General features: G+C 56.5%; 10 protein-coding genes. All 10 read left to right on the top strand.

What is annotated here, in order from left to right; genetic code table 11:
• The first annotated feature begins 19 nt into the window (after positions 1–19).
• Positions 20–1,201: an AGE family epimerase/isomerase gene (locus tag GKG36_RS07455; RefSeq protein WP_097773136.1), complete on the top strand. Its 1,182-nt coding sequence runs from the start codon at positions 20–22 to the stop codon at positions 1,199–1,201.
• Complete coding sequence (locus tag GKG36_RS07450; RefSeq protein WP_015537561.1) at positions 1,188–2,378, top strand: Predicted glycosylase; 1,191 nt, start codon at positions 1,188–1,190, stop codon at positions 2,376–2,378. The genes GKG36_RS07455 and GKG36_RS07450 overlap by 14 nt, the downstream gene beginning before the upstream one ends.
• 37 nt (positions 2,379–2,415) lie before the next feature.
• Positions 2,416–3,096, top strand: coding sequence for a YesL family protein (locus GKG36_RS07445; protein WP_154260004.1), 681 nt, complete (start codon positions 2,416–2,418; stop codon positions 3,094–3,096).
• A complete protein-coding gene (locus tag GKG36_RS07440; RefSeq protein ID WP_097773135.1) occupies positions 3,093–5,258 on the top strand; it encodes an alpha-galactosidase in 2,166 nt (721 codons plus the stop codon). The genes GKG36_RS07445 and GKG36_RS07440 overlap by 4 nt, the downstream gene beginning before the upstream one ends.
• 4 nt (positions 5,259–5,262) lie before the next feature.
• A complete protein-coding gene (locus GKG36_RS07435) occupies positions 5,263–6,948 on the top strand; it encodes a phospho-sugar mutase (RefSeq protein WP_097773134.1) in 1,686 nt (561 codons plus the stop codon).
• Between the two features lie 114 nt (positions 6,949–7,062).
• Positions 7,063–7,977, top strand: coding sequence for a type I phosphomannose isomerase catalytic subunit (locus GKG36_RS07430; protein ID WP_097773133.1), 915 nt, complete (start codon positions 7,063–7,065; stop codon positions 7,975–7,977).
• A 92-nt stretch (positions 7,978–8,069) separates the two neighbouring features.
• Entirely contained in the window at positions 8,070–8,744 is a 675-nt protein-coding gene (locus tag GKG36_RS07425) for a hypothetical protein (RefSeq protein ID WP_242957202.1), read from the top strand.
• A gap of 1,329 nt (positions 8,745–10,073) precedes the next feature.
• Complete coding sequence (locus GKG36_RS07420; protein ID WP_005922736.1) at positions 10,074–10,409, top strand: hypothetical protein; 336 nt, start codon at positions 10,074–10,076, stop codon at positions 10,407–10,409.
• Between the two features lie 574 nt (positions 10,410–10,983).
• Positions 10,984–11,706 (top strand): replication initiator protein A, encoded by a 723-nt coding sequence (locus GKG36_RS07415; RefSeq protein WP_173012921.1) that lies wholly within the window; start codon positions 10,984–10,986, stop codon positions 11,704–11,706.
• Between the two features lie 5 nt (positions 11,707–11,711).
• The coding region (locus GKG36_RS07410) for an ATP-binding protein (RefSeq protein ID WP_243145079.1) at positions 11,712–12,405 on the top strand (694 nt) is incomplete at its 3' end.

Below are 12,405 nucleotides of genomic sequence, written 5' to 3'. Positions count from 1 at the left end.
AGAAAGGAAGTTCTGTATTATGTCTTCCATCAAACAGGCAGCAGAAGAAATGCTGCTGCAAACCATCATTCCCTTCTGGAAAGGGCTGCGGGACGAGGAAAACGGCGGCTTTTACGGCTACATGGATTTTGACCTGAAGCTGGATAAAAAAGCCGAAAAGGGCTGCATCCTGAACAGCCGCATTCTGTGGTTCTTCTCCGAGGCGGCCATGCTGACCGGCCGGGCAGACCTTGCCGAGGATGCCCGCCACGCCTACCAGTTCTTCCTGAAAAACTGCTACGACGAGGCAAACGGCGGTGTGTACTGGAGCTGCGATTACACCGGCAAGCCGCAGGACACCACCAAGCACACCTACAATCAGGGCTTTGCCATCTATGCCCTTTCCGCTTACTACCGGCTGACCAAAGACCCCGTTGCGCTGGCCTACGCAAAAAAGATCTTTCATCTCATCGAGCAGCACTGCACCGACAGCGAGGGCTATCTGGAGGCCTTTACCATCGACTGGAAGCCGGAGAGCAACGAAAAGCTCTCGGAAAACGGTGTCATGGCGGCAAAGACCATGAACACCCTGCTCCATGTGTTCGAGGGTTACGCCGGGCTTTATCAGGCCAGCCGTGACCCGGAGGTGGAAAAAGCCCTGCGCCGCATCCTTGACATCTACGAGCACAAAATTTACAGCCCGGAGCTGCACCGGCAGCTGGTGTTCTTTGACCAGCACTACAACTCCATCATCGATTTGTACAGCTACGGCCACGATATCGAGTCCAGCTGGCTCATCGACTGGGGCTGCGATTTACTGGGAGATGCAGCGCTTTCCAAGCGCATCCACGCCATCAACTCCGACCTTGCCGCCCACATCTACAAAGAAGCTTACATTGACCACTCGGTGGTCAATGAGTGCGAGCGCGGCAAAGTGAACACCACCCGTGTGTGGTGGGTGCAGGCCGAGTCCGTACTGGGCTTCGTGAACGAATACAACAAGAGCGGCGATGCAAAATACCGTGATGCCGCCGCCGATATTTACCACTACATCTGCAACGTGATGGTGGACAAACGCCCCGGCAGTGAATGGTTCTGGGAGGTGGACGCAGACGGAAAACCGTCCAGCCGCAAACCCATCCTTGAGCCGTGGAAGTGCCCCTACCACAACGGCAGAATGTGCATGGAACTGATAAGGAGGAACCCCGATGTCACAGTCTAAACTCCACCCCGAATACCTGCGCCAGAAGGCTTTGCAGGATGCCTACCTGGCCCGCAAAAACAAAAAGACCGATTTCTACAACGGCATCTACGACCGGTGGGAAAACCCGGTGCTGACCCGCGAATCCATCCCGCTGAGCTGGCGGTTCGACCTGAACCCGGAGACGAACCCCCACTTTATGGAGCGTCTGGGCGTGAACGCCGTGTTCAACTCCGGTGCCATCAAGCTGAACGGCAAGTATTACCTTGTGGCACGCATTGAGGGCAACGACCGCAAGAGTTTCTTTGGCGTGGCAGAAAGTGACAGCCCGGTGGAGGGCTTCCACTTCTGGGAAAAGCCCATCCTGCTGCCGGACACCTGCCCGGAGGAGACCAACGTCTACGATATGCGCCTGACCCAGCACGAGGACGGCTGGATCTACGGCGTGTTCTGCTCCGAGAGCAAGGACAACAGCGTGAATGACCTGTCCGCTGCCGTGGCTGCTGCGGGCATCGTCCGCACCAAAGACCTCAAGACTTGGGAGCGTCTGCCGAACCTTGTCACCAAGCGCAGCCCCCAGCAGCGCAATGTGGATCTGCTGCCGGAGTTTGTCAACGGCAAGTACGCCTTCTACACCCGCCCCATGGATGACTTCATCGACACCGGTTCCGGCGGCGGCGTAGGCTTTGGTCTGTGCGAGGACATCACTCACGCCGTCATTGACGAGGAGATCATCACCAGCCCCCGCCGCTACCACACCATCACCGAGGCAAAGAACGGCGAGGGTGCCACCCCCATCAAGACCGAAAAGGGCTGGCTGCACATTGCCCACGGCGTGCGGAATACCGCCGCCGGGCTGCGGTACGTTATTTATGTATTCGTCACCGCACTGGACGACCCCAGCAAGGTGATTGCAGAGCCCTCCGGCTTCCTGATCGCTCCCCGGGATTGGGAGCGTGTGGGCGATGTCTCCAACGTGGTGTTCACCAACGGTGCCATTGCCGATGAGGACGGCAGCGTGTATATTTATTATGCAGCCAGCGATACCCGTCTCCATGTAGCTTCTACCACCATCGACAAACTGCTGGACTTCGCCTTCAACACCCCCGCCGACCCGCTGCGCAGTGTGGACTGCGTAAAGCAGCGGTGCGCCCTCATCGACAAAAATCTGGAGTACCTCAAGAGCATCGGCGAGTAAACCGCCCCTCTGAGACCTCCACCCGAAAGGAAACGCCATGAAAAAGACCAACATCGACAGCCCCTTCTACCGCACTATGGGGAAGATCGGCGATCTGCTTTTTGCCAACCTTCTGTGGCTGGTGTGCTGTTTGCCCATCGTCACCGCCGGAGCCTCCACCCTGGGGCTGTTCACGGTGGTGAACAAGATGGCGGCAAAGGAGGACTACACCGTCCATACCGACTTTTTCAAGGCGTTCAAGCGGGATTTTAAGCAATCCACCGCCCTGTGGCTGGTGCTTTTGCTGGCAGGCTTTGCCGCCCTCACCGGGCTGCGCACCGCCACCGCACAGGACACCCCCAGCACCGGCATTCTGGCGGCAGCGTCCTTTCTGCTGCTGGTGCTGGCGGGCTGCTGCTGCAGCTGGGGCTTTGCTTTGCTGGCACGGTTCACCTATCCCGGCGTTCTGCCGGTGCTGACGGACAGCGGCCGCATGACCCTTGCAAACCTGCTGCCCACTGTGGGGAATCTTGCCTTTCTGGCGTGGTTTCCTCTGCTGGCAAAAGCCGCCCCTGCGTGGTTCGTCTATCTGCTGCCCCTGTGGCTGCTCATCGGCGGCGCAGGTTCTGCCCTTGGCATGGCAAGCCTGATGCGCCCCGCCTTTGCTCAGCTGGAAAAAGCCGGGCGCAAGGAAGAGGAACCGGAAGAAGAACCTGACACGGAGGACAGCGTGCAATGATCGTCTGCACCGAAACTGTCTTTACCCTGCATACCACCCACACCAGCTACCAGCTGGCAGTTGCCCCCAATGGCATGGTGCTGCACACTTATTACGGCACCCGTCTGCCGGAGGATGTGCCCAGCCTTGCGGATGCCCGGATGCCCCACAGCGACCCCGGCTGCTGGCCGGACCTGCTGCCGCAGGAGCTTTCCGGCTGCGGCACCGCTGATAACCGCACTCCCGCCGTCATCCCGGAATACGCTGACGGCACCGAAGCAGCCGCCTTTGTGTTTGACCACGCTGTGGTCACCCCCGGCAAGCCGCAGCTGCCCGGCCTGCCCATGTTCCGCACCGGGGAGGGTGTAGAAACATTATCGGTCTTTCTGAAGGACGCAGGCGGGCTGGTAGTGGAGCTGCGGTACAGCGTGTACGAGGCGGAGGATCTCATTACCCGCACCGCCGTGTACACCAATGCGGGCACCCAGTCCCTGACATTGCACAAGGCCGCTTCCCTTTCCGTAGACTTTGCGCCGGATGCGCTGGAACTTATCACCCTCAACGGCACATGGGCGGCGGAGCGCACCCCGGAACGTGCGGCGCTGCGCTGCGGCATCCAGAGCATTGGCAGTATGCGGGGCATCCCCGGCCACGCCCACAACCCGGCAGTCGCCCTCTGCCATGCCGATACCACCGAAACGACCGGCGACGCATGGGGATTTGCCTTTGTGTACAGCGGCAACTACCTCATTGAGGCCGAGCGTTGCGACGCCGGTGAGCGTCTGGTGATGGGCATCCACCCTTACCACTTCCACTGGACGCTTGCCCCCGGTGAGAGCTTCACCGCCCCGGAAGCGGCCATGGTCTATTCGGATAAGGGCTTAGGCGAGATGAGCCGCCGGTTCCACAATGCCATCCGCACTCGGCTGCTGCCGCCCCGCTGGCAGGATATGGCCGCACCCCGCCCGGTGCTCATCAACAGCTGGGAGGCCTGCTACTTCGATTTTGACGAGAAGAAGCTGCTGGCACTGGCGCAGGCTTCCAAAAAGGCAGACATCGACCTGTTTGTGCTGGACGATGGCTGGTTCAAGGGACGCAACGATACTTCTTCCAGTTTGGGCGACTGGGCAGCGGACACCCGCAAGCTGCCGCAGGGTCTGCTCGGCCTGTGCAAAAAGATCAATCTGCTGGGGCTGGACATGGGGCTTTGGGTGGAACCGGAAGCCATCAGCCCGGACAGTGACCTCTACCGTGCCCACCCAGACTGGGCGTTCGGCATTCCCGGCCGGGAGCCTTTGGAGATCCGGCAGCAGTACACGCTGGATTTCAGCCGCCCGGAGGTGGTAGATGGCATCTGGCAGCAGCTGGATGCCATCTTGCAAAGCTGCCCGCTGAAATACCTCAAGTGGGACATGAACCGCAGTCTGGCGCAGGTGTACAGTGCCGCTCTGCCTGCCAAGCGGCAGGGCGAGGTGTACCACCGGTATGTGCTGGGGGTGTACGAATTGCAGCGCCGCCTGACCGAGAAATACCCCCACTTGCTGCTGGAAAACTGTGCAGGCGGCGGGGCACGGTTCGACTGCGGAATGCTCTATTACAGCCCCCAGATCTGGTGCAGCGACAACACCGATGCCCGGAGCCGCCTAGTCATCCAGTATGGCACCAGCCTGTTCTACCCCGGCTGTGTGATGGGCGCACACTTTTCCACCGTGCCCAACCACTGCACCGGCCACATCTCCACGGTGGAAGCACGGATGGCGGCAGCACTTACTGGCACCTTCGGCTTTGAGCTGGATCTGACCAAGTACACGGAGGAAGAGCTTGCGCAGCTGCGTTCCTTTGTGGCATGGTATCGTGCCCACGGTGCCCTGCTGCGGGGCGGGGAGCTGCACCGGCTGGTAAACCCGGACGCAAATGGTCTGGGTGCTGCGTGGATGCTTTCCGCCAAGGACGGCAGCGAGGCGGCGGTGTTCGCCGTGGGAGATGCTTTGACCGGCAGCCACGGCACCGCCAGTCTGAATGCCCGTCCCCGGCTGGTGCTGGCAGGGCTGGACCCGGCGGCACAGTACCGGGACGAAGAGAATAACACCTACACAGGGGCGCAGCTGCTGACCACCGGCTTGGAACTGCCCGGCGGCTACGGCCAGATGCCCGCAAAGATATGGTATTTGAAGAAAGTGTGATCCTATGGAAGAAAAAGTAAAACAGCAGTATGACCGCTGGCTTTCCCAGTCCGGGATGCCTGCCGACCTTGCCGAGGAGCTGAAGAGCATTGCAGGGGACGAGGATGCCATCACCGACCGCTTTTACCGGGAGCTGGAATTCGGCACCGGCGGTCTGCGTGGTGTCATCGGCGCAGGCACCAACCGGATGAACGTCTACAACATCCGCAAGGCAACCCAAGGGCTTGCCAACTACCTGAACGCCTCCGACCTGCCCAAAAAGGTGGCCATCGGCTACGACAGCCGCATCAAGAGCGATGTGTTCGCAAAAGAAACGGCGGCGGTTCTGGCTGCTAACGGCATCAAGGCGTACATCTACCCCCGTCTGGAGCCCACCCCGGCACTGAGCTGGGCGGTGCGGTACTACGGCTGCGGCGCAGGCGTGTGCGTTACCGCCAGCCACAACCCCGCCAAGTACAACGGCTACAAGGTCTACGGCGCAGACGGCTGCCAGATCACCCTTGAGGTGGCAGCAAAAATTCTTGCCGCCATTGAAGCAGTAGACTGCTTTGCCGTACAGCCTGCGGACTTTGACGCAGCCCTTGCCGAGGGCAAGATCGAATACAGCAGCGAGAAATGTCTGGACGACTTTGTGGATGCCGTCTACGCCCAGCGTGTGGGCGATGGTGCAGGCACCGCCGACCTGAAGCTGGTGTACACCCCGCTGAACGGCTCCGGCTTGGAATGCGTGAAAAAGCTGCTGGCAAAGCTGGGCGTCACCCATGTGACCGTGGTGCCGGAGCAGGAAAAGCCGGACGGCAACTTCCCCACCTGCCCCTACCCGAACCCGGAGATCCGGGAAGCTATGCAGAAGGGTCTGGAGCTGTGCGACAAAGTGCACCCGGATCTTTTGCTGGGCACCGACCCGGACTGTGACCGCTGCGGCACCGCCGTGCCCGACGGCAAGGGCGGCTACCGGCTCATCACCGGCAACGAGATGGGCATCATTCTGCTGGACTACATCTGCCGCACCCGGAAGGCACTGGGCACCATGCCGGAGCATCCGGTGGCTGTGACCACCATCGTCTCCACCGATATGGCCACCCCGGTGGCGGCAAAGTACGGCGTGGAGCTGCGCCGCACCCTGACCGGCTTCAAGTTCATCGGTGAGCAGATCGGTCTGCTGGAAGCCGCAGGTGAAGCCGACCGCTACATCTTTGGCTTTGAGGAGAGCTACGGCTACCTGTCCGGCGCTCACGTCCGGGACAAGGACGCCGTCAACGCCACCCTGCTGGTGTGCGAAGCCGCCGCATGGTACGCAAAGCAGGGCATGACCCTGCTGGATGCCATCAATAAGCTGTACGCCGAGTTTGGCTGCTACCGCAACGCCCTGCACAGCTTCGCTTTTGAGGGCGAAAGCGGAATGCACACCATGGATGCCATCATGAAGCAGCTGCGGCAGACCCCGCCTACCGCCATCGGCGGCATGGCCGTGGAAAACGTAGTGGACTACAACACCGCCGGCACCGGACTGCCCAAGGCAAACGTGCTGGAGTTCCGTCTGGCGGGCGGTGCCAAGCTGATGGTACGCCCCTCCGGCACTGAGCCGAAGATCAAGGTGTATCTCTCTGCCGTTGCTCCCACCGAAGAAGCAGCCGATGCCATCAACGACACCCTTGGCAAAGCTGCCTCTGCCCTGTTGAAAGCATAATCCCCTGCAAACTGGCTGCCTCGTTCCCGCCGAAAAATGGACGGGGTAGCTTTTTTGCACCCTTTTTCGGAAAAATCGTTGTGTTCAATTTCAGGCATATTCGAGGTATATAAAATGAAAACGATTCAGCTTACTCCCAGCTGCAAAGACTACCTCTGGGGCGGCGAAAAGCTGCGCACCGAGTACGGCATCCAGAGCGAATTACACCCCCTGAGCGAGGCGTGGATGCTGTCCTGCCACCCGGACGGCCCCAGCTACCTGCCGGACGGCTCCACCTTCCAGCAGTACATCAACACTCATCCCGGCTGCCTTGGCACCCACTGCGAAAAGTTCAGCGAGTTCCCCGTTCTGGCAAAGCTCATTGATGCCAAAAAAGACCTGTCCATTCAGGTGCACCCCTCCAATGAATACGCTTTGGAGCACGAGCACCAGTACGGCAAGACCGAGATGTGGTATGTGCTGGAAGCAGAGCCGGGTGCCTCCCTCTACTACGGCTTCACCCATGAGATCAGCAAGGAGGAGTTTGAGCGCCGCATTCAGGATAACACCCTGACCGACGTGCTGAACGCCGTGCCGGTGCACAAGGGGGACTGCTTCTTCATCCCCTCCGGCACGCTGCACGCCATCCGCAAGGGCATCGTGGTGGCAGAGATCCAGCAGAACTCCAACGTCACCTACCGCATCTACGACTACGGCCGTCTGGGCGCAGATGGCAAGCCCCGGCAGCTGCACATCCCGCAGGCACTGGATGTTACCCTCCGGGAGCCGCCGAAAGCGCAGGACTTCCACGGCCATCTGGCGCAGTGTGATTACTTCACGGTGGATGCCGTAGAGGGTGACTTTGAGGATGTCTGCGACGAGACCTCCTTCACCTCTCTGCTGGTGCTGGAAGGCAAGGGCACCCTGACCGAGACCGCCACCGGCGAAAGCCTGCCCATCCGCAAGGGGCAGAGCCTGTTCCTGCCCGCTGGCACCGGGGCCTACACCGTAACCGGCACAGACCTCAAGTGCCTGCGTACCCGGGTGTAAATAAAGCATGAAAAATTCCCGGGCAGTCTGCCGCTGCCCGGGAATTTGTGCTATGATAGATGCAGAAAAACAGACGAAACGAGGACACAGCCATGGCATCCTACCGCTACGAACGGGATATCAAACCCGAAGACCTGATCCAGGAAACGCCCCCTCCCCTGACCCCGGCGCAGCAGCGTGCCAACTGGTGGCACTACCACTGGTATTATGTGGTGCTGATTGCTGCTGCCCTGCTGGCGGTGGGGTATTTTGTCTGGAACCGAGTCACCGAGGTGCAGCCGGACTACACCGTGGCAGTGGTGAGCCGCACCGACCCGGACACTGCCTTTCTCAGCCAGCTGGAGACCCAGCTGGAAGCCCTTGCCGGGGACGTGAACGGCGATGGCAAGGTGAAAGTCACGGTAAAGGGCATCTGGCTTGCACTGGACTTTGAAACGCAGGATGCCGCCCTGCAGCGGTTGATGCAGTCCAGCGAGGACAAGCTGAACTCTGATTTTTATCTGTGCGAGAGCGCCCTGTTTATCGTGGACGACCCCACCGCCATGGAGCAGCGGTATGGCTGCTTCCAGACGCTGGACGGCACCGACCCGGAGGAAGGAGACGTTCTGTCGGTGGCAGACTTTGCTCTGCCGCTGCAAGACACCGCCCTTGCCAATGATGTGCAGAGCGAAAGCTCTACCCTCTGGTACGCCGCTCGCCGCCTGAACGAGGGCATGAATGCGGATGCCGCTGCCGCTTTGAATGCGCTGTGGGAGAAGCTGGTTTGAGGATTGCGAGAGCATATAGCCTGCATCGGCACGGTGCAGTTCAAGGGTTTGGGTGTTCCCAACAAGCATTTTGCAACGCAAATGGTGTTTGTATAGACAGACACATTGCTTGCAGATGCAGACGTTGTATATACGTCTGCCCTGCTTGCAACAACTATGAAGCCTCTCAATGCGCTTCCCAAATTTGAAAAACATTTTGCGATTGAGACTATCCGTTTTTAAGTTCAACTTGAAGTGGACGGTTATTTTTCTTCTTAGAAAATTTTCGTGTTTGCATCCGCAGCAAGCAGGGCAAGCCGGTACCAACTCGCAATTTTTGAATCAGATTTTACAAATCCGAATTCAAAAACGCTTGTTGGGCTTCTCCCAAACCCGACATTCAGCACAAAATTGCGCTGACCGTGCATCTTATCCTCTAAAGGCATTATGACCCACAAGGGGGCCGGTACCGTCCAGCCCTCTCTCTTTTTGCCAAAGTTTTCATCGCCTTTTCTTGCAACCCGCCGAAAGTGGCGTATTTTCAAATCTTTTTGTTGACACAGCTCGATTTTTGTGGTAGTCTATTCCAACAATTTAATATAACATATTTACTTAGAGTTCCAGCTCGGCTCCTGAAGGAGCCGGAGCAAGTTTTTGACTTTCTTATCGCTACATAACGAACCCGAACCAAGGCCATCCCGGAAGGGATGGTCAGGTTTCGGTTGTTGTGTGGCGATTTTTTATTGCCAGATTCAGCACCGCACCTTGAAAATCGAAAGACCGTCTGCATGGGATACCCGGCAAAGACCTCGCAAGAGCGAGCCGGAAAACGCCGCCGGAAGGGGGCAGGAAATCCATGCAGGGAGAACGGCACACCCAATATCAACTGGTCAAAATGGCCAGTTGATGTGGTGAATGACACAAAGCGTCATTCACCAGAAACATCTTCTACGTTACAGCTCGTTCAATGTGTTCAAATTGAACACATTGATTCTATCCATGTTACGCTTAACCTCGACTTGACATTTTGTCAAGCCACGGTGAAATCTGGTAAGTGCTGCTTTTCAGTACTTACCAAATTACCGTAACACGGTCACTCTGTGGTGGGTTACGAAAACCGTAACTCACCACTTGGAAGTGGTAAATAGACAAATTGTCCACTTACCACCCAGCCATAACGCACAGATTTTAGTTGGTGATCATTTTGATCACCAACCAGACAATCGTAACGCTTTATTGTGTGAAAGTGGTGGTTACCATTTTGATAACCACCATATACCCGTAACATTTGGGGCAAATAATGCTTTTCATTATCCACCACACACCTGTAACAGCCAAAGGAGGATGCCTATGACAACAGAACAATGGGAACGTGAAAATCAGGACACCCTGATGGAATATTTCATTGACGGTGACCCCAGTGTGCACAGAATCCAGTGTGAATGCTGCCGCAAGGTCATCTACACCCAGACCCGGAACCGCAAATATTGCAGCTTCCAGACCTGCGGTCACCGGATGCTGAACTTGCGAAAAAGTCTTAAAAAGCGCATTGAGCGCGGAGCCTACACCTGCCCTTGCTGTGGTGAGCAGTTCTTGCCGATTCGGGCGGATGCCAGATATTGCAGCAACGCCTGTCGGCAGAAAGACTACCGCAAGCGTAAAGTAACGGCTCACGCTTCTCTTTGAGGAGCTTGATAAAGTTTGTCAAGTTCCTTATCTACGCTTGCTTTTGTTCAGTAAAGTGGCACTTCCCATTCTGGGAAGTGCCAAAAAACCGTAATGCTTAAATTGCTCACTCCCAAATCCCCAAAGTGGGGATTTGGGCTGTCATCTGAAATCAGGTTACGCTTTCCGTAACTTGATTTGCAACTCCTGCCGAATCAAGTTCCCACTTCGGGAACTTGATTGTAGCCGTATCAAAATCAAGTTATCAAAATGATAACTTGATTGCATCCGTGGCAGAGCCACCGGAGTTCCCATTTTGATAACTCCGGTTTTATCTGTAACACGTCACTCCCACTCCGTAAAAATCAGTTGGCCAAAATGACCAACTGATTCCATCTGTAACGCATCAAGGTCATTGAAAATCAGGTGCCGCCACCCGACACTTGTTTTTACCCGTAACGGAATCAGTGGGTCAAAATGGCCCACTGAAAAAACCGAGCGAGCTGCGGGCAGAAATTCACAAATCTTTGTCTGTCAGCTTGCCCGGAGCAGGAGTGCAAACCTTTGCGCCATTTTTTGATATAAAACGCTGGAGGTGAATTCTATTTCCGACTACCTGACTGTCACTACGCCCTTACCGCGATATCTACCCTATGCCCGCTTTCTGCTGGATACAGACCTGAGCCACACAGCAAAGCTGCTCTACACCCTGCTGCTGGACCGGGCAACGCTTTCTCAAAAGAACAACTGGATCGATGCACAGGGTCGCATTTATGTACTCTATCCGCTTTCCAGTCTTGCAAAAGATTTGGGATGCAGCATTTCCAGCATAACACGCTCTTTTACTGAACTAGAAAATGCACAACTCGTGGAACGTATCCGCAGTGGATTTTCCAAGCCCAGCCGTATTCTGCTCAAGGTTCCACATACTACGCAAAATTGCACTGTCATAGTAAGCAAAAATGCCGAGCATGACTGTGCAGAAATGAGCAACATGATTGCGCAAAAATGCACACCTAACCAACGTAATAAGAACGACCTGAAAGATAACCACCTGATAAAAACAACAGATGCTCATTTGACCTTTGGAGAATATCGCAATGTCTTTCTGACGGAAAAAGAGTACAAGCAACTCAAAGCCGATTTCTTCGGGCTGGACAGCCTGATCGAACAGCTTTCAGCTTATATCCAGTCCACTGGAAAAAGGTATGCTGACCATGCCGCCACCCTGCGCATCTGGGCGAAACGGCAGAAAACAGAACGAAAATCGACACCGGGTATCCCGGACTACACATTCACGGAAGGAGAAAGCCTATAAAGACAATTGAAAAAATTTTTGAACAGTCCGTTTCCAGTATTCCCGAAAATCCAGAAGATTATTATGGCAAGGACGGTCTGCTTTATTGCGGAAAATGTCATACCCCAAAAGAAGCATTCTTTGCAAAGGGCATCGCTCTGATGGGCAAGAACAAGCACCCCATTGAATGTAGCTGCCAGCGCACGGAACGAGAAAAACAAGAAACCCTTATCAGCCAGCAAAAGCACCTTGACCGTGTGCGGCGGCTGAAAGCTGAGGGATTTTCCGACCCGGCAATGCTGGACTGGACCTTTGAAAACGACAATGGCCGCAGCCCACAGATGCACCATGCACATCGCTATGTGGAGCAGTGGCAGACCATGCGTACAGAGAACCTAGGACTTCTTCTCTGGGGTGGTGTAGGCACCGGCAAGAGTTTCCTTGCCGGGTGCATTGCAAACGCTCTGATGAAGCAGGAAGTGCCTGTGCGTATGACAAACTTTGCCCGAATCCTGAACGAGTTGAACAGCAGCTTTTCCGGGCGGAACGATGTTGTGGACAAGCTCTGTCGCTACCCCCTGCTCATCATTGACGATTTCGGCATGGAGCGTGGCACCGAATACGCACTAGAACAGATCTACAACATCGTGGACAGCCGATACCGCAGCCGGAAACCACTGATCGTCACCACCAACTTGACGCTGGACGAGATACGCCACC

The sequence above is a fragment of the Faecalibacterium sp. BIOML-A1 genome (assembly GCF_009679715.1).
Taxonomy (GTDB): domain Bacteria; phylum Bacillota; class Clostridia; order Oscillospirales; family Ruminococcaceae; genus Faecalibacterium; species Faecalibacterium taiwanense.
This window is presented reverse-complemented; position numbering and strand designations above follow the sequence as displayed.

What these genes read in the sequence shown, in the direction of transcription:
- GKG36_RS07435 (WP_097773134.1), top strand. Translation starts at nt 5,263, where the DNA reads ATGGAAGAAAAAGTAAAACAGCAGTATGACCGCTGGCTTTCCCAGTCC.
- GKG36_RS07445 (WP_154260004.1), top strand. Translation starts at nt 2,416, where the DNA reads ATGAAAAAGACCAACATCGACAGCCCCTTCTACCGCACTATGGGGAAG.
- GKG36_RS07430 (WP_097773133.1), top strand. Translation starts at nt 7,063, where the DNA reads ATGAAAACGATTCAGCTTACTCCCAGCTGCAAAGACTACCTCTGGGGC.
- GKG36_RS07440 (WP_097773135.1), top strand. Translation starts at nt 3,093, where the DNA reads ATGATCGTCTGCACCGAAACTGTCTTTACCCTGCATACCACCCACACC.
- GKG36_RS07425 (WP_242957202.1), top strand. Translation starts at nt 8,070, where the DNA reads ATGGCATCCTACCGCTACGAACGGGATATCAAACCCGAAGACCTGATC.
- GKG36_RS07455 (WP_097773136.1), top strand. Translation starts at nt 20, where the DNA reads ATGTCTTCCATCAAACAGGCAGCAGAAGAAATGCTGCTGCAAACCATC.
- GKG36_RS07420 (WP_005922736.1), top strand. Translation starts at nt 10,074, where the DNA reads ATGACAACAGAACAATGGGAACGTGAAAATCAGGACACCCTGATGGAA.
- GKG36_RS07450 (WP_015537561.1), top strand. Translation starts at nt 1,188, where the DNA reads ATGTCACAGTCTAAACTCCACCCCGAATACCTGCGCCAGAAGGCTTTG.